General features: G+C 57.4%; 18 protein-coding genes and 1 pseudogene. 10 read left to right on the top strand and 9 right to left on the bottom strand.

The genetic code is table 11. The features are described 5' to 3' along the window. Positions 1-56: 56 nt before the first annotated feature. Both NW834_RS06475 and sat read left to right on the top strand, forming a co-directional pair. The gene (locus tag NW834_RS06475) at positions 57-425 is read left to right on the top strand and encodes a hypothetical protein (protein WP_414329683.1); all 369 of its coding nucleotides are present in this window, start codon (positions 57-59) and stop codon (positions 423-425) included. A gap of 166 nt (positions 426-591) precedes the next feature. Then, positions 592-1,782, top strand: coding sequence for a sulfate adenylyltransferase (sat, locus tag NW834_RS06470; protein ID WP_414419111.1), 1,191 nt, complete (start codon positions 592-594; stop codon positions 1,780-1,782). A 123-nt stretch (positions 1,783-1,905) separates the two neighbouring features. Here sat and NW834_RS06465 read toward each other — a convergent pair whose 3' ends face one another. The 7 genes from NW834_RS06465 to pstS all read right to left on the bottom strand — a co-directional run bounded on the left by NW834_RS06465 (position 1,906) and on the right by pstS (position 9,959). Beyond that, positions 1,906-3,906, bottom strand: coding sequence for a primary-amine oxidase (locus NW834_RS06465; protein ID WP_414355866.1), 2,001 nt, complete (start codon positions 3,904-3,906; stop codon positions 1,906-1,908). A gap of 775 nt (positions 3,907-4,681) precedes the next feature. Next, positions 4,682-5,107: a hypothetical protein gene (locus tag NW834_RS06460; protein WP_011432703.1), complete on the bottom strand. Its 426-nt coding sequence runs from the start codon at positions 5,105-5,107 to the stop codon at positions 4,682-4,684. A 43-nt stretch (positions 5,108-5,150) separates the two neighbouring features. Next, positions 5,151-5,978 carry a TlyA family RNA methyltransferase gene (locus tag NW834_RS06455; RefSeq protein ID WP_011432704.1) on the bottom strand — a complete coding sequence of 276 codons (828 nt, stop codon included), beginning with the start codon at positions 5,976-5,978 and terminating at the stop codon, positions 5,151-5,153. A 95-nt stretch (positions 5,979-6,073) separates the two neighbouring features. Continuing rightward, positions 6,074-6,901: a phosphate ABC transporter ATP-binding protein PstB gene (gene pstB, locus NW834_RS06450; RefSeq protein ID WP_414419109.1), complete on the bottom strand. Its 828-nt coding sequence runs from the start codon at positions 6,899-6,901 to the stop codon at positions 6,074-6,076. An 82-nt stretch (positions 6,902-6,983) separates the two neighbouring features. Further along, complete coding sequence (gene pstA, locus NW834_RS06445; protein WP_414419108.1) at positions 6,984-7,874, bottom strand: phosphate ABC transporter permease PstA; 891 nt, start codon at positions 7,872-7,874, stop codon at positions 6,984-6,986. Between the two features lie 6 nt (positions 7,875-7,880). Further along, entirely contained in the window at positions 7,881-8,819 is a 939-nt protein-coding gene (gene pstC, locus NW834_RS06440) for a phosphate ABC transporter permease subunit PstC (RefSeq protein WP_414388051.1), read from the bottom strand. Between the two features lie 63 nt (positions 8,820-8,882). Then, positions 8,883-9,959: a phosphate ABC transporter substrate-binding protein PstS gene (pstS, locus tag NW834_RS06435; protein ID WP_011432708.1), complete on the bottom strand. Its 1,077-nt coding sequence runs from the start codon at positions 9,957-9,959 to the stop codon at positions 8,883-8,885. 623 nt (positions 9,960-10,582) lie between these two features. On the opposite strand from pstS, the gene rplI reads away from it, so the two are divergent. The 8 genes from rplI to glmS all read left to right on the top strand — a co-directional run bounded on the left by rplI (position 10,583) and on the right by glmS (position 20,287). Next, positions 10,583-11,047, top strand: coding sequence for a 50S ribosomal protein L9 (gene rplI / locus NW834_RS06430; protein ID WP_414329820.1), 465 nt, complete (start codon positions 10,583-10,585; stop codon positions 11,045-11,047). Positions 11,048-11,226: 179 nt separating this feature from the next. Further along, positions 11,227-13,002 (top strand): replicative DNA helicase, encoded by a 1,776-nt coding sequence (gene dnaB / locus NW834_RS06425; protein ID WP_414374022.1) that lies wholly within the window; start codon positions 11,227-11,229, stop codon positions 13,000-13,002. Positions 13,003-13,133: 131 nt separating this feature from the next. Next, the gene (locus NW834_RS06420; protein ID WP_414374007.1) at positions 13,134-14,030 is read left to right on the top strand and encodes a universal stress protein; all 897 of its coding nucleotides are present in this window, start codon (positions 13,134-13,136) and stop codon (positions 14,028-14,030) included. 47 nt (positions 14,031-14,077) lie between these two features. Further along, the gene (larB, locus tag NW834_RS06415; protein ID WP_414374008.1) at positions 14,078-14,911 is read left to right on the top strand and encodes a nickel pincer cofactor biosynthesis protein LarB; all 834 of its coding nucleotides are present in this window, start codon (positions 14,078-14,080) and stop codon (positions 14,909-14,911) included. A 260-nt stretch (positions 14,912-15,171) separates the two neighbouring features. After that, positions 15,172-16,071 (top strand): TerC family protein, encoded by a 900-nt coding sequence (locus tag NW834_RS06410; protein WP_414351848.1) that lies wholly within the window; start codon positions 15,172-15,174, stop codon positions 16,069-16,071. 204 nt (positions 16,072-16,275) lie between these two features. Next, positions 16,276-17,082, top strand: a complete 807-nt coding sequence (locus NW834_RS06405) for an ABC transporter ATP-binding protein (RefSeq protein ID WP_414329809.1) — start codon at positions 16,276-16,278, stop codon at positions 17,080-17,082. Beyond that, on the top strand, positions 17,082-18,305 hold the full coding sequence (locus tag NW834_RS06400; RefSeq protein WP_414419107.1) for an MlaD family protein: 1,224 nt from the start codon (positions 17,082-17,084) through the stop codon (positions 18,303-18,305). Before NW834_RS06405 ends, NW834_RS06400 begins: the two co-directional genes overlap by 1 nt. Before the next feature lie 134 nt (positions 18,306-18,439). Then, positions 18,440-20,287, top strand: a complete 1,848-nt coding sequence (gene glmS / locus NW834_RS06395) for a glutamine--fructose-6-phosphate transaminase (isomerizing) (RefSeq protein ID WP_414351842.1) — start codon at positions 18,440-18,442, stop codon at positions 20,285-20,287. Here glmS and NW834_RS06390 read toward each other — a convergent pair. Together NW834_RS06390 and NW834_RS06385 are read right to left on the bottom strand one after the other, a co-directional pair. Continuing rightward, complete coding sequence (locus NW834_RS06390; protein WP_414419106.1) at positions 20,248-20,754, bottom strand: heavy metal-responsive transcriptional regulator; 507 nt, start codon at positions 20,752-20,754, stop codon at positions 20,248-20,250. The two genes, glmS and NW834_RS06390, sit on opposite strands and share 40 nt — an antisense overlap. A 155-nt stretch (positions 20,755-20,909) precedes the next feature. Then, a pseudogene (locus NW834_RS06385) lies at positions 20,910-21,308 on the bottom strand (RNA-guided endonuclease InsQ/TnpB family protein); the annotation flags it as partial. Positions 21,309-21,344 lie beyond the last annotated feature (36 nt).

Below are 21,344 nucleotides of genomic sequence, written 5' to 3'. Positions count from 1 at the left end.
CCAGTTCAGAGCCCACCTCCGCAGAGTCTACTCCCACAGGCGAGGAGCCGACAACGATGTCTTCTCAGTCTCCCCCAGAACCAACCCCAGAATTGCCGGAAATTGCAGCCCTCAAAAGCCAACTGGCCGAAGCTCAACAACTCTTGCAAGACTACCAAAACAAAGTCTCTACCCTGCAAGCTCAATTGCAGCAGGTTACTGCCCATCGGGACGAATTGCAAAAGGCGCTGGCGCAGTTGCAAGCGGTTGCGGACGAGCGGGCCAAAACCATCCAGGAGTTACGGAAACCCAAAGAGCAAGCCCCCATCATTCAGCCCAAACCCCAATCCTCGCCTCTGCACGCGCAAAAGAAGATCATGAATCGGCCCATCTTCGACAATGTATCAGCCACCGATGAAAGCATGCCCCCCTATTTGTTGGATTAACCGGGATGGAGGGGATCCCTAAGGGCGTGATTTGGATGGGGTCTCCACCTGTTCTGCTCCCTCCTGTTTTCAGCCCGACCTGTGCTTTTTTCCCTGCTTCCTGGAGATCCGGGATTCGATAGCTGGATATTGGATTTGGACAACCGTCGTTCTCGCTGCCCTTCTCATGAGCCAATCTCCATCGACTCTCCCTGCTGGTGATGCCATTCCGCCCCACGGGGGCACCCTGATCAACCGCATTGCCCCGCCTGAGCAGGCGCAGGAGCTGCGTTCCAAAGCCGAACATTGCCCCATCCTCTATCTCGACGAGCGGGCCCAATCGGATCTGGAGATGATCGCCATTGGGGGCTTCAGCCCGCTAACGGGGTTTATGGGGCGGGAAGATTACCAGGCCGTTCTGGAAACGATGCACCTGGCCAATGGCTTGGCTTGGTCGCTGCCGGTCACCCTGCCGGTCTCCTCAGAAGTGGCAGCGGGTCTGAAAGAGGGGCAAATGATTGCCTTGGCCAGTGCCGAGGGCAAGATCCTGGGCCTACTGGAGCTGACCGAGAAGTTCACCTACGATAAAACATACGAAGCCCGGCAAGTTTATCGCACCACCGATGAGCAGCATCCAGGGGTAAAGGTGCTCTACGAGCAGGGATCCGTCTATTTGGCCGGCCCCGTCACCCTCCTGCAGCGGGATCCCCACCCTCTTTTTCCGGCCTACCAGATTGACCCGGCCCAATCGCGGCAACTGTTTCGGGAAAGAGGCTGGAGAACCATTGTAGGCTTCCAAACCCGCAACCCCATCCACCGCGCCCATGAATACATCCAAAAATGTGCCTTGGAGATTGTGGACGGGCTATTTTTGCACCCGCTGGTGGGGGCTACCAAAAGCGACGACATTCCCGCCGATGTGCGTATGCGCTGCTACGAGGTGTTGATCGAAAAGTACTACCCCAAGGAGCGGGTGATCTTGGCCATCAACCCTGCGTCGATGCGCTACGCCGGCCCCCGCGAGGCTATTTTCCATGCTCTCATTCGCAAAAACTATGGCTGTACCCATTTCATTGTGGGGCGGGATCACGCCGGGGTGGGGAACTACTACGGTACCTACGATGCCCAACACATTTTCGATGAGTTCCAGCCGGGGGAGCTGGGCATCATTCCCTTGAAGTTTGAACATGCTTTCTATTGCACCGTCACCGGCACCATGGCCACGGCCAAGACCAGCCCCAGCCAGCCTCACCAGCGCATTCACCTCTCAGGTACCAAGGTGCGGGAAATGCTGCGCCGCGGTGAAGTGCCCCCGCCGGAGTTTTCTCGACCAGAAGTGGCCCGGCTGCTGGCCGAAGCCATGCGAGAGCGGGGTTAACCCTGGGAATCTCCCTAAGTGGCAGTCAAAAAGGGCCTGGGACAGACCAGACCCTCTGTATTGAAAGTTGTATTGAAAAAAGTTGTATTGAAAGTTGAACTTGAACCAGATTCCAGTCGAGTATCAGGCCGGCTCCGCTAGATTGATTGTCGGGTTGCGGTCGAAGAAGCCCCAAGGTATCAGCTTAAAGCCCGTTCTGTGTACAGGCATCACCGGCCAATCCTCTGGGCGCGGCACATGGGAAACGCCCAAGGAATACCAAACCACCAGATCCTCCCCTTCTAGAGGTTGGTCGTCGCTCACCCACTTCGGCAATCCTTCTCCAGGCCCGCTTTGGTTGGGATAAGGGCCAGCAGCATACAGTTCGCCGGGCTGGTAGTGGGTAGCCCAGAAGTGGTGGGTGGCAAATCCGGCCCGCTCCCGCACGTTGGATCCCTCGACCGGCAGGAACATGGCATTGGGGCCGGGCATGAGGGCGTAGCCGGTAGGAGCGCCGAGGGCGTTGGTCTTGCTGCTGGAGACGATGACCCACTTACGGCTGCTGGCCATGTTCAAGTCCCGTACGGCCTCTTTTTCGCTGAGCAAATGCTTCTCCTCCATGATGAAGGCGTTGCCTGCCGGGTTGTCGGGGCTTTGGGGCAGGGGCTTGAGGTTCATCTCCATAACGGCATTGTCGGTGCCATCCACATCCATATCCAGCCGGAAGCTGAAGTAGTGCTGGTGGTTGGTACCGCCCACATTGGGTGCCATCAGGGGGGCAAAGGGATCCGCGTCAGCAGTCGTCACAGCATCTGTACCCTTGGCCAAGACGATTCCGGTCAGATCTGCCTGCACTTCAAAGGTGCCATCCTGGTGAAACACCCAGCTAATGCCGTAGTCGTAATTGCCGATGGCGGCGGTCATGGTCATGACCAACTCACGGCTGCGGCGCACATCGTTGCGCTTTGTGTTGTACTCGTAGTGCTTCCAGAGCATGCCGTTATCCCGCTCGTAGAGGCCAATCACCCCCGGCATCACGTAGGGCTCCCCATCGTTGTCGGCAAAGACGGCATCCAGCAACAGGCCGTTCTCCGGTACCTCCTTGCCCAGCTCCATGGTGTTGGCGAGCAAGCCAAAGTTGTATTCCCCCACATCAAAGGCGTTGCGGAAATACCAGGTTTCATCGGGATCCCCGTAGGGCACCACCATCTCCGAGAGGCTCACCCGGTAGAACACAGGCCGTTCTTCTTCTCCCTCTTGGTAGCGAGCAGTGTAGAGCACCAATCCCTCGCGCGGGTGCATCAGGTAGCGGAACTTCCAGCCTTGCCAGGTGATCTCGTTACCCTTGATGTCGTAGCTGGCGCCCTCGGGGTGGGTAATTTTTAGAGGTTTGGGGGCGGGGCGAACGCTGCCCAGAGAAGCGAGGTCGTAGTCAAAGCTCTCTTTGGAGAAGGCCACAAGGGTGTCATCGTCGATCAGCTTTGAGACTTTTCCCGTGTTCAGGTTCACAGTGGCCAAAACCCCTTCAATGGGGGCACCGTAGTAGTTCCAGTTGTCGCCTTTGTAGTAGGAAATGCCGCGACAGAAGCGATTTCCGGAGGCTTTTTCCTCTTCGCTCAAGTTGCCCGGCGCCCAACAATCCACAGCCACGCGGTCGAAATCGGTGATCCCCCGCTTGCGCATTGCCTCTTGCCAGCCGGGATCCGCCTTCACCACTTCTGCGGCCAACCCAAACTCGCTGCTCACCATCGCCGGTTGCACACCGGTCACTTCCGTCCAGCTAACCAGCTTGTTTTCCATCAGGTCGACAATGGCTTCGTGGGTGCGGTTGGCCTTCGGTTCGTAAACGATGGCAAAAGCTTCTCGGCGAAAGGGATCCCCTGGCTGAAAGCTGAGCACCTCGGCTTTGTCGGGCTCCCGCAGATCGATCAGCACAAAGGTGGCATCCTCGGCCAAGTTCTCGGCCTTGCGGATAACGCTGGCCGTCATTTTAATTTCCTCGGCAGTCAGGGGATCCAGCGGGTGAGAGGCCTTGGGGGATCCCGGCGAACTGGCGATGGTCAGAGCTACAATACCGACGCCAAATACAACTGTGATAACCAATATCTTTAGCCAACGTGGCCACTGCCGCCCAATGTTCAACATGGATAAACCCCCTTTTGGGTATGCGGATGGGGTGAGGATTGCCGGCCAAGCCCACCCCTCTAAAGTGGCCTCATTCAAGCATATGGACGGGGTTACAAGTGCATCCAACGCTACCAAGTCCGCTGCCGGCCTCTGCCTTATCCCATAAAAAACCCCACGCCAAAGGCATGGGGAGAATGCATGACGGGAATCCGGCTCTCCTACACCCTGAGGTCAAAAAGCCCTGAATAGGTGGCAACAGCCCTCATCCCGCTTCAAACCGGAGTTGTTCGGGATCCACATAATAGCAGCGGGCATTGTCAGCACAGATCAGCGCCCAGCCATTTTGGTCAGCCTCGACCAAAGTATACTCAGACTGGGGGATGAAGTGGCCTTGGTGGTTTCGGGTATCGCTCTTAACCCAAACGGTCTGACGGTTCATCTTAAAGTTCCTCCCATCTGCAGTCAAAGGCGTCAAAAAAGTGAGGTTGGAAAACGGGACTCGATTCAGTGGCTATGGAAGCGGCGGCAGTGCAACACCACTGCAATATAATGAAGTGCAGCCACCGCCGAGCTAAGCATCTCGCGCCAGCCCGGAGTTCAATCTCATCAATCAACTGAGGCCGGGGAAGAGAAGCGACGAGAGCTAACCCCTATCGATAAATGGATCCCATATTGCTATTGGGTACAAGAAGTTTAGCACCAACTCCATGAGAACATCGCTAAGAGTTGTAGATTAAAATAAAAAGCTCTAGATTTTCCTAAAGTCTTGTTGCAAAACCAGGAATAGGGTCACTTAATCTTCTTCAAAGAGCCAGTTGTAAATCTTGCTCAAGTGGGGCCAAGCAGGACGGCGGTTCCCTCCCTCTTGCAGGTTGGATTTGACACCCTCAATCTGCTCGGGATCCCGTGCCAAGATTTGCTTAATGGCCTCCACCTGCTGGCGTACCCCGGTTTTTTTCAGCTCCAGCATGGCTAGGGTCAGATTCACACGGGGCTGGGCATCCACCGGATCCAACTTCACAGCAGTCTGGGCGGCCTTCAGAGCTTTTTCCGCCTGCCCCTCCAGAAGGTAGAGCCAGGACAAGCACGTCCAAGCCGCCGCCGCCTTTGGGGATCCCTTACAGATCGACTCAAAAGAGGGAATTAACGTCTTGGCCGCTTCCCCGGATTCATAGCGCCGAATCCCTTCCTGAAATAATTCTTCAATTTTTTGGCTCATCTCCCTCAATCCAGCACATTAGCTTATTGACAAAATCGACGATCTATGCATGTAAAGTCGCTCTCGCCTGCTCGCTCATCTGTTGTAGCGCACTGCCGCTGGGGAGAGGGATCCCTTCTCCTTCAGCCAGCCAGAGCCAATACTCGATATTGCCGGCAGGGCCAGTGATGGGCGACCACGTGTAGCCTTGCACCTGCCAGCCCTGGGCCACGGCCGAGCGCATCACCGTCTCCAGCACGCGGGCATGGACAACCGGATCCCGTACCACCCCCTTTTTACCCACCTGGTCTCGGCCCGCCTCAAACTGGGGCTTCACCAGCAACAGCGCCTCCCGTGGGAAACGCAACAGGTTCCACAGCGGAGCTAGCACCTTAGTCAGGGAAATAAAAGACAGGTCTACCACCGCCAAATCCGGCCAGCTCTGGGGAGGTGCCTCGCTTCCGTACAGATCCTCCGGCTGCAGATGGCGCAAGTTGGCCCGCTCCTTTAGGATCACCCGCGCATCCGTTCGCAAAGACCAGGCCAGTTGCCCATAGCCCACATCCACTCCGTAGACCCGCTGGGCTCCCCGTTTCAACAAGCAGTCTGTAAAACCTCCTGTGGAAATGCCCGCATCCAAACAAATACGACCCTGCACCTGAACAGGAAAAGTTTGCAGCGCCCCCTGTAGCTTTTCTCCCCCCCGTGAGACAAAAGCAGGCCCAGACTGGACTTGCACCGCTGGATCCCCGCTCACCCAGGTTCCAGGCTTTTCCGCCCGCACCCCATTTAGAAAGACTTCTCCTGCCAAAATGGAGCGTTGCGCTTGCTGGCGTGAGGAAAAATATCCGCGCTCCACCAACCAGCTATCCAGACGCACCCGCTTGGCCATCTCGCCGGTGCCTCACCTTGCATAGATCTTCCCGCCCATTAGAATAGGCGAGCGGGATCCCAACTGACCAGAATTGAGGGATCGCCAACAGCAGATTAGCCGAACCGTCCGCTCACGTACTCTTCCGTTTCCCGATGGGCGGGAGAGTTAAAGATTTTCTCAGTGCGGTTAAACTCCACCATCCGTCCGTAGCGAACCCCCTCTTCGTCGACTTCAGTGTTGAAGAAGGCGGTAAAGTCGGAGACCCGCGCTGCCTGCTGCATGTTGTGGGTAACGATAATGATCGTGTAGCGACGGCCCAGTTCCTTGAGCAACTCCTCAATGCGCAACGTGGAGATTGGATCCAACGAGGCACAAGGCTCATCCATCAGGATAACCTCCGGCTGGATGGCCAAGGTGCGGGCAATGCAAAGACGCTGCTGCTGTCCCCCCGAAAGGGAGAGCCCACTCATCTTCAGCTTGTCTTTCACCTCATCCCAGAGGACGGCCTGACGCAATGTGCGCTCTACCAGCTCATCCAAGTCTCCTTGGTAGCCGTTGACCCGTGGCCCAAAGGCAATGTTGTCGTAGATTGATTTGGGGAAAGGGTTGGGCTTTTGGAACACCAGGCCAACTCGCCGCCGCACTTCAGCAGGATCTACATCGGGATCGTAGATGTTTTTCCCGTGAAAAATGACGGATCCCTCTACTCTCGCCCCCGGGATCAGATCGTTCATGCGGTTAAAGCAGCGCAGCAAAGTACTCTTGCCGCAGCCGGAAGGGCCAATAAAAGCAGTGATGTGATTCTTGGGAATCTTCAGAGAAACCTGCTTCACCGCCAAATGAGAGCCGTAGTAAACACTGACTGCTTGCGTTTCCAGCTCAACAGTTAATTTGGCAGACTTCTCAGAGGAATCAGGAGTGCCGGGAAATGGAGGACGCATAGGAGTACCAGAGGTAGACGTTGCTTCAGAACCCAAACTCAAAATCGAAGAGTAGTGAGGCAAAAATCTCAGAAGAACCAGATCAGATAGTAATGGTTTCCTGACGACGGCTCAGCAGCAGCCGGAAACTGGTCGTGGTGATCAAAACCAGAATCACCAAAGCCAAGGCTCCTCCCCAAGCAATTTTCTGCTGGTTCTCGAAGGGAACAATGGCAAAGTTGTAGATCAGCACCGCCAGCGAAGCTACTGGCTTCAGCAGACCATCAGGCCATAGAAAGCTGAACAGAGCAGTAAAAATTAGAGGTGCAGTCTCCCCAGCTGCTCGGGCAATGGCCAAGGTCACTCCCGTCAGAACGACCGGCAAAGCAGCTGGCAAAACGACCCGAAACACAGTCTGCACCCGCGAAGCTCCCAAGGCGTAGGCGGCAGCCCGAGTGTCCGCCGGCACCAAGCGCAGAGCCTCCTCGCAGGAGAGGATGATGATCGGCAAAGTCAATACCGATAGAGCTACTCCGCCAGAAAGGGCAGAAAAGGTCTTGGTGGAAAGCACCAGCACCCCATAGGCGAACACGCCAGCGATGATGGAAGGAACCCCCGTCAGCACTTTGATAATGAAACGCAGAGATGATGCTGTAGAACTGTTCTGGCCGAACTCCGAGAGATAGATCGCAGCAAATAGACCAATAGGGAAAGTGATTGTAATGGCAATCGATACCACAATGATCGTTCCCAGCACAGCGTTGCCAAAGCCGCCTACCTGATCGCCAGGAGGAGGAGGAAGCTGGGTTAAGGTCTGCCAATTGAAGCGCTCAATGCCATTGACGAAAACATAGTAAAGGATGGAAGCGAGCACAACAATCGCAAAAATGCTGGAAGCAAAGATCAGGCCTGTCATCACCCAGTCCAGCACGACGCGCTTGGATCTGACTTTGCGTTTGAACAAATTGGCCTGTGCTGCCACTTGTGTCGCCATGTTCCTCTACTCCCGAGAAGCCGTCAAAGCAAACTTGACCTGACGAACCATCAGCTCAGCGATGATGTTGACCACCAGCGTAATGACCAGCAAGATCAAAGCCGCATACATCAGAGCCGAGATCTGCTCGTCGGCTGCTTCTGCAAACTCGCTGGCCAGCAATGCAGGGATGTTGCTGGCAGGGGCCAAAAGCGAGACTCTAATCCCCCGCGCATTGCCAATCAGCATTGCCACCGCCATGGTCTCGCCCAGGGCGCGTCCCAAACCCAGCACCACAGCCCCCAACATACCCCCAATCGCAGCCGGTAGTACCACTCCAAAAATGGCTTCCCATCGCGTAGCCCCCATCGCATAGGCAGCCGCGCGCAGCTCAGGAGGAACAGCCACCAAAACCTCTCTGGCGATGGCCGTGATGATGGGGATGATCATGATCCCCAAGACAACCCCTGCCGTCAGCATCCCCGGCCCAATCGGTGGTGTGCTGAAAATGGGAAGCCAATTGAAGTTCTCGTACAGGAACATCTGAACGGGGCGGAAGAAGGGGATGAAGACAAACAATCCCCAAATGCCGAACACCACACTGGGAATAGCCGCCAACAGCTCAACCACAATGATCAGAGCCAGACGCAAGGACTTCGGAAGAAAATCCTCGCTCAGAAAAATAGAGATGCCAAAGCTAAAAGGAACCCCCACAATCAGAGCGATGAGAGAAGTCACTAGCGTGCCGTAGATCTGTGGCCAGGCCCCATAGATATCCTCGACCGGATCCCAGGTGGTGTTCCAGAAAAAGCTTAGTCCAAACCTGTCTATAGCAGGTAAAGACTGAATGCCGATCTCCAGAGCAATCCAGAGCAGCAGGAAGGCCGAGAAAAACACGGCAATCCGCGTAGCCCAGATAAAAACCTGGTCGCGCCGGCGCTGGAAAACCGGCCGAGGCCGAAACATAGAACTGCTGTCAGAAAAAAAGGTATTCATCCGCCTGAAGCCAGAAGTGGTTGGTAAGAGTTTTTACGGGGTAATGCCTTCCAGCGCAGCCAGAGCTTTTTGCCGCGTTTCTTCCGGCAGAGGGACATATCCCAACTGCTCAGCGAAAGCCTGCCCCTCAGTGAGGCCGTAGCGGAGAAACTCTCTAACGGCCTTGGAAGTCTCGGCTTTGGGGTAAACCTTGTAGGCAAGGATCCAGGTGTAGCCCGCAATAGGGTAAGAGTCTTCCCCACTAGGATCCGGATCGACCCCCAGCAAACGCTCGTCGAGCTGAATTCTGGCCAGCGCCGCTTTCTCCGTCTCGACGTTGGGAGTTACAAACTTGCCTGCCCGGTTTTCCAGACGGGCAATGTTCAGGTTGTTGAGCTTGGCAAAGCCGAATTCCACGTAGCCAATCGAGCCAGGAATTTGCTTGATCTGCTCGGAAACCCCTTCGTTCCCACGCGCCCCTACGCCGGTTGGCCAGTTTACCGAAGAGCCGCGACCCACCTTTTGCTTCCACTCTGGGCTAATAGCGTTGAGGTGAGTGGTGAAGATATCGGTGGTACCACTTCCATCAGAGCGATGCACGACGGTAATCGGCAAATTCGGGAAAGTCACCTGTGGGTTAAGGCCAGCCAGCAGGGGATCGTTCCAGTTCTTGATCTTGCCCAGGAAGATATTCGCCAGTGCCAGGCGGGAAAGGCGGATTTCGGGGCCCACCCCAGGAATGTTGTACGCTGCAACTAACGCTCCGCCCACCATGGGTACAGAAACCATCCCTTTGGGAGGGTTAGCCTCATTCTCAATTTGGTTGATCTCTTCAGGACGGGGCACGCTGTCACTGGCACCGAAATCGACCGTGCGGGCTACAAACTGCCGACGACCCGCACCGCTTCCTACAGACTGATAGTTGACCTGGATGTTAGGGTTTTTCTTGCCAAACTCTTGGGCCCAAGTTTGATAGATAGGGGCCGGGAAGGTCGCCCCAGCGCCATTGATGGTGATGGTCTGCCGAGCAAACACCCGCTGCCAATTCGTCTGACTGGCCGCAAAGCCGGCAACAGTGGCAGATAGAAACTTCAGGAAAGAACGACGCTCCAAGGGGTGCAACGTCACCATACAGATCTCCTCTCCCAGATGAAGATAAAATCCTAGCCCAGATCTAAAAAAGGCTACTTCACTCGAGAACCTTACCCAACCCAATCAAAACTCGTCGGGCTGGGTATGCCACTACCGCCTGGAAGCTTGGAGGTAACCCTCAAGCTAACCCTGCGATCCTCAACAAGCCTTCAACCGATCGCAACATCCCAGGGATCCCTTTGAGCACGCAGGGTTCCCTCGGGAACGCTCCATTGAAGACTTCGCCAGTCCGCGCAGCTACTATAACGTAAAGGCCAGTTGTTTTTAGTTAAAACGAGGTTAAGCCCAGGTTATCTCTGGGGATATCCGCCAAATGTTGCAAACCCCTCAAGGGATCCCCTTTGGTGTCAGCCACTCCCTATCCTGGATTGGGTATCTCCCAAAACAGAGAACTTCCGCCTTTTGAGTTTGGAAAGGTGGCTTCTTCATCTTCCCGCCAAGGTTCAGAGCTGGAAGAGGACTCTAGAGACCTGCCAATCGGGAATAAGCTCTGAGAAGGGATCCCCTATGCCGACGGGCTGGTGGCTATGGCACTCTGGGCTGACGATGAACCTGCTGAGCCTCTAGAATGGAAGGCTGTCGAGAAAAGAAGTGTCTTCCCAATGTCGAAACGTAACATGCAGGTTGTGCTGCGCCAGGCGATCCCAGGGCTGGGCAAGCCCGGAGAGATTGTCAACGTCAAGCCCGGCTATGCTCGCAACTACCTCTTCCCGCGGCAGATGGCGGTGCGGGTTACCCCTGGCATATTGAAAGAGCAGCAGATGCGTCTGGAGCAGGAAGCGGCTCGTAAACTGGCAGAAAAACAACGGGCGGAAAACTACAAGACCGCTCTGGAGACCATTGGTCGCTTCGTCATCCGTAAGAAAGTGGGAGAACACGACCTCCTATTTGGGCAGGTGACCACCAGCGATATTGCTGAGGTGGTGCTGGCTACCAGCGGTCTAGATATCGACCGCCGCAACATTCTCCTCAACGAGGAAATCAAAAAAACCGGGGTTTATCCCGTGCAGGTAAAGTTACACCCCGAAGTTACTGCTACGCTGCGCATTCAGGTTACTCCCGAATGAGGACTCACCTTCTGAGGATCCCTGAGTTCCCGTGAGGGATCCCGGGGTGAGTAGGGTTTTTGCCTTAGGCAACAAGCGGGTATGCTCAGCCTAGAGCTTGACCCGCCTGACGATTGGAGCTGACTGGCTGAGAGGCCGGTTGCCCTAGGGCTGGGTTGATTTTCCTATCCTGGCTTGTGGTGATCAGCGATTACGACTTAACGGGTGGGGATCGGCTTCCTCCTCAAAACATTGAAGCCGAGGAGGAAATCCTGGGGGGCATTCTCCTCGATCCGGATGCGTTGGTGCGGGTCGCGGAGTTTCTGCGTCCAGAGATGTTCTATATCTCTGCCCACCAAGAGATTTACCGGGCTGCTCTCCAACTGCACAGCCAAGGCCAACCCACTGACCTGATGACTGTGTCTGCCTGGTTGGCGGATCATCATCTTCTGGAGCGGGTGGGGGGAACAGGGGCGATCCGTCGTCTGCTGGAGCAAACCGTCAGCAGCGTCAACATCGACCAGTATGCTCGCCTGGTGATGGATAAATACATGCGCCGCCAGTTGATCCAGGTGAGCAATACCTTGGCTCGTTTGGCCTACGATACCAGTCAGCCCCTGTCTCAGGTAATGGATCAAGCCGAGCAGCAGGTGTTTGGCCTCACCCAAGAGCGAGTGCAGCGCAGTCTTATCCCGGCCTCTGAGGTTTTGGTCAATATCTTCTCGGATTTGGAAGAGAAGTTCCAAAGCGGGGCACAGCTTCCGGGGATCCCGACCAAATTCATCGACCTGGATAACTTGACCCAGGGCTTGCAGCGATCCGATTTGCTGATTCTGGCCGGTCGTCCCTCGATGGGGAAAACCAGTCTTGCCCTCAACATTGCCCAGAATGTGGCTGCCTATGCCAAGCAGCCGGTCGCCATCTTTAGCTTGGAAATGTCGAGGGAGCAACTGGTGCAGCGGCTTTTGGCCAGCGAAGCCCGCATCGACAGCAGCCGTCTGCGTTCTGGGCGCATCAGCGAACACGAGTGGCAGCGCCTGGGACAAGCCATTGGTTTTTTATCGCAATTGCCCCTGTTCATCGACGATACCCCCGACTGTACCGTTACAGAAATTCGCTCCAAAGCGCGGCGTTTGCAGGCGGAACAGGGGGGAACGTTGGGGATGGTGTTGATCGACTACCTACAACTGATGCAGGGATCCGCTGCTGACAACCGGGTGCAGGAGCTGTCGCGCATTACCCGTGGCCTCAAGGCCATGGCCAAGGAGCTGATGGTGCCGGTGCTGGTGCTGTCTCAGCTCAGTCGGGCTGTCGAGTCGCGCTCCGATAAGCGCCCGCAACTGGCAGACCTGCGGGAATCGGGCTGTCTGGCCGGGGATACGCAGGTGATGGATGTGGATCGCGGCAAGATCTGGCGGCTGGATCAACTGGCGGCCCTGCCGGCTGCGGCGGAACTGCCCCGCCTGCTCAGCTTGAACGGGCGCGGGCGCTTGGTGCCCCAACAGCCTGTGAAGGTGTTTTGCAGTGGTCGGCAGCCCACCTGTGTTCTGAAGACCCGCCTCAACTTTTCCATTCGCGCCACCGGCAACCATCCCTTCTTGACCCCAGACGGCTGGAAAACCCTCGACGAGCTGCAATTGGAGGAAGAGGTGGCAGTGGTGGTGCAGGAGGGGCTGATCTGGGATCCGGTGGTGCTCATCAGCGAGCCGGGGGAGCCTCAGCCGGTTTACGACATCGAGATGCCCCGCCACCACAACTTTGTGGCCAACGGGCTGCTGGTACACAACAGCATCGAGCAGGATGCCGATCTGGTGATGATGATCTACCGCCCCGAGTATTACGATCCCAACACCAGCGATCGCGGCATTGCCGAGGTCATCATTGCCAAACATCGCAACGGCCCCACCGGCACTGTGCGCCTGCTGTTCGAAAGCCAGTACACCCAGTTTCGCAACCTGGCAGATCCCAACCGCTGAGCAATCGATGCCGAAGAGGGATCCGGAGCTGCTGCCTTGGGAACAACCCCGCAAGGTGTTAGCTTAGGATCGCTGCGGGCCAAAGCGTTGCTCTTGAGCCGGCTACCCTCTCTCCTAATGCTCAAAACGATATGTTTAAAAACGTGTTAATTGCCACCGACCGCCGAGATGGCCTGCAGCGTTTTGGCAAGTGTCTAGAAGATCTGCACAGCAATGGCATCGAGCGCGTCACCTTCGTCCGCAGCGTAGATTGGCAAGAGGACGACATCGGCATTCCCGACGACATTACCCCCGAAATCCAGGCAGAGCAGGCCCAGTTGCAGAAGCTGCTGAACCCGATCCCGGCGGGGTTGGAAGTCAAGGCTCTGGTGCAGGTGGGCAAGCCGGCAGAGGCGATCTTAAAAGGGATCCAAGCCTACGGCTGCGATCTGTTAATCACAGGCATGGGCACCCACAATCTGCTCGCCGAAAAATTGTTCGGCAGCACCACCATGGCGCTGTTGCCGAAGCTGAAAATCCCCCTACTGGTGATGCGCCCCCAGCTGCTGGCTACCTTTACCCTGGAAGAATTGCGCTTGCGCAGCCGCCACCTGTTTCGCTGCCTCTTGGTGCCCTTTGACTTTGAGCAGCCGCGTCAGCAGTTGCTGAACCATCTCGGCCACCTGCTGCCCGGTACTTCCCAGTGCCAGACGCTTACCCTGCTCTACGTGGTGGATCCCAGCGCCCGCCGCAACCAAGGAACTCCGGTGGAGGTGCTCCAACGCAAAGCCGAGGCTGACCTGGCCCAGGTGCTTGAACCCCTGAGCGAGCAGGTGAAGCCCGTACAGCTGCGCACCCTGGTGCGGGTGGGATCCCCTCTCAAAGAGATCCTGGCCACCGCCGCCGATGAAGACATGACGGCCATTGCCACTGCCTCCCCCCATGTGGGCAGCTTTTGGGAGTGGTCGGTTCGCAGCCTCACCGGCGAGATTTTGCGGCAAAGTTGGCATCCGGTGTTGTTTTTCCCGCGCGGGTCTTTGGCCCAATAAATCCAGGCAAGATCCAAGCCGAGTGTTGCAGATTGAACTCACCTTCCATGAACCCCCCTTCCACGACAGCGCTGCAGGATCTGTTTCGGGCGGTGGCCCAAGGGAAGCTCACCCCAGAGCAAGCCCTGCAGGCCTATCGCTTTCTGCCCTTCGAGCCGGTGGGAGATTTCGCCCATGTGGATCACCACCGTCCCTTGCGCACGGGCTTTCCCGAAGCCGTGTGGGGGCCGGGCAAGACCCCAGATCAGATTGCCCAGATCCTGGAGCAACTCCACCAGCGGGGATCCCTGGCCTTGGCCACCCGCATCGAAGCCCAGGTGTATGCCGAGATCCGCAGCCGCTTGCCCCAGGCCCAGTATTCCGAGTTGGCCCGCTTGTGTTGGATCCCGTCCCAGCAGGTGGTCAGCCATCCTGGACAGGTCAGCGTGATCTCCGCCGGCACTGCCGACTTACCGGTGGCAGAAGAAGCCGCCCTCACGCTCGAGCTTTCTGGGTTTCAGGTGAAGCGCCTCTGGGATGTGGGGGTGGCCGGGATCCATCGGCTGCTGCACAACTGGGCGGCCCTGCAAGCGGACGTGCTGATCGTGGTGGCGGGCATGGAGGGGGCCTTGGCCAGCGTAGTGGCGGGTCTGGCGGATTGTCCGGTGATCGCTGTGCCCACCAGCATTGGCTACGGGGCCAGCTTCCAGGGCTTGGCTGCCCTGCTCACGATGCTCAACTCCTGCGCAGCGGGGGTGGGAGTGCTGAACATCGATAACGGTTTCGGGGCGGCGATTCTGGCAGGCCAGATCCTGCGTTGCGGACAACGGCTGGCAGCTCGATTGAGTTCATGCGGCCCCACTGGAGATCCAACAGGGAATCGACAGATTTCGGAAGGTTAAGAATTGTAAATAGATCCTGAGCCAAACAGGCTATACTCAGGCCATAGTTTAGGCTTGGGCTTTCTCTTTCCCATCCTTCGGGAGTTTGAGGGTGTTGCCTCTGGTCACCTAACTGGGTTCATGCCTTTTTCTGGGGTACCTTTATCCGAAGATGGGGAGGGTTCCTACGCTGGTTAACTGCTGTGTTGGACTGACTGGGGCGGACAAAACGCGCGAATATGCTAATTGATGCAACACTTGTCAAAAATGCAACAGATGCGATGGGAGCGACCTTGATCCTGGCGCAAGGGATGACTCAGTCCTTCACCTGGACAGATATTTTCTTGGTAGTGGCTTTGGTGTTTTTGGAGGCCGCCCTCTCTGCGGACAACGCCGTTGCCCTAGCAGCTCTGGTGAAGCATCTGCCCACCCCCCAGCAGCAGAATCGGGCCTTGCGCTGGGGCATCATCGGCGCTTACAGCTTTCGCATTGCCATTGTCTTCGCGGCAGTTTGGTTGGTGGAGTATCCGCCCGCCCAATTCTTGGGGGCCTGTTATCTGCTCTGGCTAGCCTGGCAGCACTTTCGGGGCGAGGAAGAAGGCCAAGAACAGGACATCACCCGCCACGCCAATTTTTGGCAGACCCTGGTGATGGTGGAACTGACGGATCTGGTTTTTTCTTTCGACAGCATCGCCGCTTCGGTGGGCGTCTCCCGCAAGGCTTGGGTAATCATCCTCGGCGGCATTCTCGGCATTACCCTGATGCGCTACATGGCTTCTCTGTTTTTGCGTTGGTTGGACGAGTTCTCTCACCTGGAAGACGCCGCTTTTGCCATCATCGCCTTGGTGGGGAGCACCATGTTGTTGGAGGTGTTTTTCCCCCAAATCGAGATCCCAGAGTGGGGGATGGTGGTGGCCGTGATCCCCTTATTTGTCTGGGGCTTCTCGCGGCGCGTGAAACTCCATTCAGAACAGGATAAGCAGCCGGAGCTGGCCGACGGAGAGCAGAGAGAAGAGAGAAGGGCAGCGCCTACAGATAAAACAGATAAAAAAGTAGAGATCATCCCCTCTGGGTGGGCGGCTGCCCTCGAGGAAGACCTCGCCCCTGAGCTGCAGAGCAAGGAGGATGGGGAAGAGAGGTACGGCTTGGGCTTATCGCCAGGGATCCCTGATCTGCCTTGATAGGGCTGTGGGCTGCTTCATTGCCTTGGCCCCTGCCGACTCCTAAACTAGCAGTGAAGCCGACTCAAGGAGGGAAGCATCCTGAGCCCCCAGTTTTGCTTGAAATCATTGGTCAAGTGCTTCAGAAGCAGCATAGACAGCCCAAAGGAGCAGCAGGCCGCGGAAAATAGGCTCCAGCCTTTGGCGAGGGCGGAGGTTCTGAGCATGCCAGCAGTGCAGAGCACTGCCCCCTTGGTGGAGCTGCGCCAAGTTTCCAAGCGCTTCGGCTCGACGGTGGTGCTTGACCACGTGGATCTGAAGGTGTACCGGGGTGAGGCCCTGGGCCTGGTGGGGCCTTCGGGCACCGGGAAATCGACGCTGCTGCGCATCATCGCCGGCCTAACGGAGCCAGACGCTGGAGAAGTGCTCTGGTGCGGGATCCCGCTCTCGGAGATTCAAGCCCATCATGCAACTCCCCCTTTGCGAGTAGGGATGGTGTTTCAGCAGGCCGCCCTCTTCGACTCCCTGACGGTGGAAGAAAACGTGGGGTTTTTGCTCTACGAGCACTCGCAGTTGCCCCGCTCCCGTATTCAGGAATTGGTGGCCGCCAAGCTGGAGGCGGTGGGGCTGGCGGGCAAAGAGCACAACCTGCCAGAAGAACTCTCGGGGGGGATGCGCAAACGGGCCAGCTTCGCCCGCGCCATTATGGAGGATCCTTCTCTGCCCCAGGATGAGCCCCAATTGCTGCTGTACGACGAGCCCACAGCGGGCTTGGATCCCATTGCCTCCACGGTAATTGAAGATCTCATCCGGGAGCTGCAGCAGGTGAAAAAAGCCTGTGAGAGCTACATTGTGGTGACCCACCAGCACAGCACCATTTACCGCGCCACCGACCGCATTGTCCTGTTGGCTCAGGGGCGGGTGCAGTGGGAGGGATCCGTGCAGCAGATTGAAACGTGCGATAACCCCTTTGTGCGGCAGTTTTTCAGCGGTAGCGTAGAAGGGCCAATTCAAGTGGCGGGGCAGGTGTGATGCGTTCGCGAGCAGTGCGAGAAGGGGCAGTGGGCCTGTTGATCCTGGCGGGGGCGCTGGGCTTTGCCGGCCTGTTTTTGTGGATCTACAACCTGCGCTTTGGCAGTCGCGGCTTTCAATTTACCGTCACCTATACCAACGTGGCCGGGCTGGCCGAGGGATCCAGTGTGCGGCTGCGGGGGGTAACCGTAGGTCGGGTGGAGCGTATCACGCCTCAACCCAATCAAGTGGAGGTGCAGGTGGCCATTGACCAGCCTTTGGCTATTCCCCGCAACGCCCTGTTTGTAACCAAACAGACGGGGTTGGTGGGGGAAACGGTGATGGACATCCTGCCCCAGGGGAGGGGTCAGGCGGCAACGGGATCCCCTCTGGCAGCGGATTGCGACAGCAGTCAAATCATCTGCGATGGGGATGTGGTGGAGGGCAAACCTGGAGTGGATTTTGGCCAGTTATTGATCCGGCTGGATCAGTTGCTCACACGGATCAACGACGATGAGCTCTTCGACACCCTTAACGCCACCCTAGAAGGGCTCACCCGCGTTGCCAATAGCGTGGCCGATCTCTCAGAAACCGTGGAAGAGCGAGTAGCTGCCCTGCGCACCGAAGATCTGGACTTGTTGCAATTCACGACCGCTGCCACAGCCATCCAAGACGCGGCTGGGGCTGTGAGGGGAACTGCCCGCAGTTTTCAAGCGGCTGCCGATCAATTCACCGCCCTGGTGGATCAAAACCGCACTTCCCTTAACGCCGTCCTGGAGAACATTCAGCAGGTGAGCGCCGATCTACAGGCCATGTCGAGCGCGGTGCGCCCGCTGGTTACCGATCCACAACTCCAGGCCGATGTGCGCCAGATCCTGGCCGAGGTGCGAGCGGCTGCGGAGAACGTGGCCCAAGCTACCGAAGATCTGCAGCAGATTGCCGCCAGCCTCAACGATCCGGGCACTTTAGCTACTCTGCGCCAAACCCTCGATTCCGCCCGCATCACCTTTCAGAATATGCAAAAAATTACCGCCGACATCGACGAGCTGACCGGGGATCCCCAGTTTCGCCGCGGCATTCGAGAGTTGGTATTGGGGCTGAGCAACTTGGTCTCCAGCGTCCCTGGGGAAGATGGGATCCAGCCCGCGGTGGCCGAAGGTTATCAGTTCCATTTTGCGCCCGTCTCTTTTGCCCAGGGGATTGTCTCTGGATCCCAAGGATGGCAGCCGCAGACTTCCCCATAAATTGGCAACCCGCTGAGGTGAACAACGTCGGCCAAAGCCGTTGAAGGGATCCCCAACCTGGGGTAGGCTTTGCGGATAAGGTGTTGCCTGTATTGCTACGCAACGCTGGCGCGACTGAGGTTGAGGTGTGAGGAATGTGTGGCATTGTCGGCTACGTGGGTTTTCAGTGGGCTGCCCCCATCCTGTTGGAGGGCCTGCGCACCTTGGAGTATCGGGGCTATGATTCTGCCGGCATTGCCACAGTGGATCCCGAAGAAGGATTGAGAGTTGTCCGCGCTACCGGCAAGCTGCACAACCTGCTGGTGAAGCTGACGGCCAACATGCCCACGGCCAAGGTAGGGATCGGACATACCCGCTGGGCCACCCACGGCGGCGTGACCGAAGAAAATGCTCACCCCCACTGCGACGAGCGCGGGCGCATTGTGGTGATCCAAAACGGCATTGTGGAAAACTACCTGGAGCTAAAGGAGCGTCTCCTGGAGCGGGGGATCCCATTCCGCTCCCAAACCGATACGGAAGTGATCGCCCAACTGCTCGGCCTCTATACAGAAGAGCTGGGCTCCTTTGAGGCGGCCTTTGGCCAGGTCATGGGGCAACTGCGGGGAGGAAACGCCGTAGTGGCTCTGGATCGGGAGGCGCCGGATCGGCTGATCGCAGCCCGTTTGGGCAATGCCGGAGCCGTGGTGGTGGGAGAGGGAGAAGGGGAAAACTTCGTGGCCTCCGATCTGCCTGCCATTGTCCGCCATACCCGCAAGGTGGTGTTCTTAGAAGATGGGGAAATGGCGGTTCTCACGGAGTCTCAAGTGCGCTACTTGCGCATTACCGGCGAGGAGCTGCGCAAATCCAGCATCACCGTGGCCTGGGATCCCGTCTCAGCCGCCAAGGGAGGCTACAAGCACTTCATGCAAAAGGAGATCTTTGAGCAGCCCCGCACCACCACCGATACGCTACGGGGGCGGGTGGATCTGGAACAGGGCCGGGTGACACTGGAGGGGCTAACGCTTTCTGAAGCGCAACTGGCCCACATTGAGCACATCCACGCCGTAGCCTGTGGTACTGCCTGGCACGCCTGCTGGGTGCTCAAGTACTTCATCGAGAGCTTGGCCCGTACCCCTGTAGAGGTGGATTACGCCTCTGAGTTTCGCTACCGCCAGCCGGTGTTGCGCCCCAACCACCTGTTGCTGGCCTTAACCCAGTCGGGAGAAACCGTCGATACGCTGGCAGCCATGAGCGAGGCCCGCACCCAAGGGATCCCGACCCTGGCGATTGTCAACGCCATCGGATCCCAGGCCAGCCGCCTGGCGGATGCCGGGGTTCTCTACATCCATGCCGGTCCGGAGATTGCCGTGGCTTCCACCAAAGTGTTTACTGGCATGTTGGTGGCGGGGTATTTGCTGGCCCTGCAACTGGCCCAAGCCAAAGGGATCCTCAGCCCGGCCCAGATCCAAGCCCACCTGCAAGCCTTGATTGAGCTGCCGGGCAAGATCAGCCTGATGCTGAAGGACGCCGCCCTCTACGACCAACTGGCGGAGCAGTACCATCATGTTGCCAACATGCTCTATCTGGGCCGCTGGGTTAACGCCCCGATTGCCCTGGAAGGAGCTTTGAAGATGAAAGAGGTGAGCTATATCCACGCCGAAGGCTACCCGGCAGGGGAGATGAAGCATGGCCCTATCGCCCTCATCGACGAGCGGGTGCCGGTGGTGTGCATTGCCACCCGGGATCCCGTCTACGAAAAAATGCTCTCCAACATCGAACAGGTGCGGGCGCGGGGGGGACGGGTGATCGCCCTCATCAACCCCGAAGACACCCAGGTGCGGGAGAAAGCCGACCACATCATCGAGGTGCCCAGCACGACACCCCTGTTGTCGGCGGTTCTGAACGTGATCCCCCTGCAGTTGTTCGCCTATGCCATGGCTTTGCGTCGCGGAGCCGATGTGGATCAGCCGCGCAACTTGGCCAAGTCGGTAACGGTGGAGTAACGGCTGTTGCCCTTGCCGCCCCTGGCCTCTGGTTTTTGCAAAATCGGGCAGATCACCTCTTTTTCATCAGCAGCCGCAGGGGGGATCTGCCAATCGGAGAGGAGACCTTGAATTTGGCTTTTCAGCGCTTGCAGATCGGCAATTCGCTGTTCAATCTCCTGCAGCTTGCCTTGCAGGTGCTGGCGAATTTCTGGACAAGGCTGCTCCCCTCGGTCGTGGACATCCAGGATTTGGCGGATTTCTTCTAAGCTCAGGCCCAGGCTCTGGCAGCGGCGGATAAAAGCCAGGCGAACCAAAACCGAAGGGTCGAACAATCGATAGCTGGACTCCGCCCGTTCCACCGTTGGCTTCAGCAGGCCAATCGACTCGTAGTAACGCACCGTGCGCACGGACAAGCCAGCTGCCAATGCCACCTGGCCGATCTTCAGGCTGGCAGACAAGTCCTGGACAGCAGCAGGATTCGACATGTCCCCAACTGGATCCCTGTAGATTTCTTCAGCGTGACATACTCCCACACTCATGCTGACGCAAAGCGCTCCGCGCCGCCAAAGCGAGAGAGTGCGGGCTTCAAGGACTCCGTCCCGCTGACGCGAACAGTGACTCCGGTTAGCGCTCCGCGCCGCTAACGCGAAAAGGACGTTTCCTGCGCTTGAGGACTACGTCCCGCTGACGCGAAAAGAACGGGATGCCCCACCGCCCTGTGCTTGATGTGGATGGCCGCATGGTGGTCGCGTCCTAGTTCTAGCCCACAATGGGAACAAGAATGCCACCTGTCTTGAATCGCTTTCGGTACTCTTTGACCGCACCGAGAGCAGTTTTGACTGCTGCCGTTGGGATTCACTGCAATCGCCCTCAGCCCAGCTCTTTCAGCCTTGACTGCCAGCATTTGCAGAAATTGTCCCCACCCAGCATCATAGGTAGATTTTGCTAGCTTCGTCCTCGCAATACCTTTGATATTCAGGGCTTCGTACCCAATATGTTTGCCCTTGCTTACCAGCCAGTTCGCTGTTTTGTCATGAAAATCTTTGCGCTGAGATAGTGGTTAGTGGATAGTCAC

Source organism: Synechococcus sp. R60.1 (assembly GCF_047461835.1).
Taxonomy (GTDB): Bacteria; Cyanobacteriota; Cyanobacteriia; order Thermostichales; family Thermostichaceae; genus Thermostichus.
The sequence above is the reverse complement of the archived record's forward strand: the minus strand, read 5'-3'. Positions and strand labels throughout refer to the sequence as shown.

Excerpts from the sequence above, each read along its gene's own strand:
- pstS (WP_011432708.1), bottom strand. The coding sequence starts at position 9,959 with ATGGTGACGTTGCACCCCTTGGAGCGTCGTTCTTTCCTGAAGTTTCTA.
- NW834_RS06465 (WP_414355866.1), bottom strand. The coding sequence starts at position 3,906 with ATGTTGAACATTGGGCGGCAGTGGCCACGTTGGCTAAAGATATTGGTT.
- rplI (WP_414329820.1), top strand. The coding sequence starts at position 10,583 with ATGTCGAAACGTAACATGCAGGTTGTGCTGCGCCAGGCGATCCCAGGG.
- NW834_RS06400 (WP_414419107.1), top strand. The coding sequence starts at position 17,082 with ATGCGTTCGCGAGCAGTGCGAGAAGGGGCAGTGGGCCTGTTGATCCTG.
- NW834_RS06405 (WP_414329809.1), top strand. The coding sequence starts at position 16,276 with ATGCCAGCAGTGCAGAGCACTGCCCCCTTGGTGGAGCTGCGCCAAGTT.
- larB (WP_414374008.1), top strand. The coding sequence starts at position 14,078 with ATGAACCCCCCTTCCACGACAGCGCTGCAGGATCTGTTTCGGGCGGTG.
- pstA (WP_414419108.1), bottom strand. The coding sequence starts at position 7,874 with ATGGCGACACAAGTGGCAGCACAGGCCAATTTGTTCAAACGCAAAGTC.
- pstC (WP_414388051.1), bottom strand. The coding sequence starts at position 8,819 with ATGTTTCGGCCTCGGCCGGTTTTCCAGCGCCGGCGCGACCAGGTTTTT.
- glmS (WP_414351842.1), top strand. The coding sequence starts at position 18,440 with ATGTGTGGCATTGTCGGCTACGTGGGTTTTCAGTGGGCTGCCCCCATC.
- pstB (WP_414419109.1), bottom strand. The coding sequence starts at position 6,901 with ATGCGTCCTCCATTTCCCGGCACTCCTGATTCCTCTGAGAAGTCTGCC.
- NW834_RS06420 (WP_414374007.1), top strand. The coding sequence starts at position 13,134 with ATGTTTAAAAACGTGTTAATTGCCACCGACCGCCGAGATGGCCTGCAG.
- sat (WP_414419111.1), top strand. The coding sequence starts at position 592 with ATGAGCCAATCTCCATCGACTCTCCCTGCTGGTGATGCCATTCCGCCC.
- NW834_RS06460 (WP_011432703.1), bottom strand. The coding sequence starts at position 5,107 with ATGAGCCAAAAAATTGAAGAATTATTTCAGGAAGGGATTCGGCGCTAT.
- NW834_RS06455 (WP_011432704.1), bottom strand. The coding sequence starts at position 5,978 with ATGGCCAAGCGGGTGCGTCTGGATAGCTGGTTGGTGGAGCGCGGATAT.
- NW834_RS06390 (WP_414419106.1), bottom strand. The coding sequence starts at position 20,754 with ATGTCGAATCCTGCTGCTGTCCAGGACTTGTCTGCCAGCCTGAAGATC.
- NW834_RS06410 (WP_414351848.1), top strand. The coding sequence starts at position 15,172 with ATGGGAGCGACCTTGATCCTGGCGCAAGGGATGACTCAGTCCTTCACC.
- NW834_RS06475 (WP_414329683.1), top strand. The coding sequence starts at position 57 with ATGTCTTCTCAGTCTCCCCCAGAACCAACCCCAGAATTGCCGGAAATT.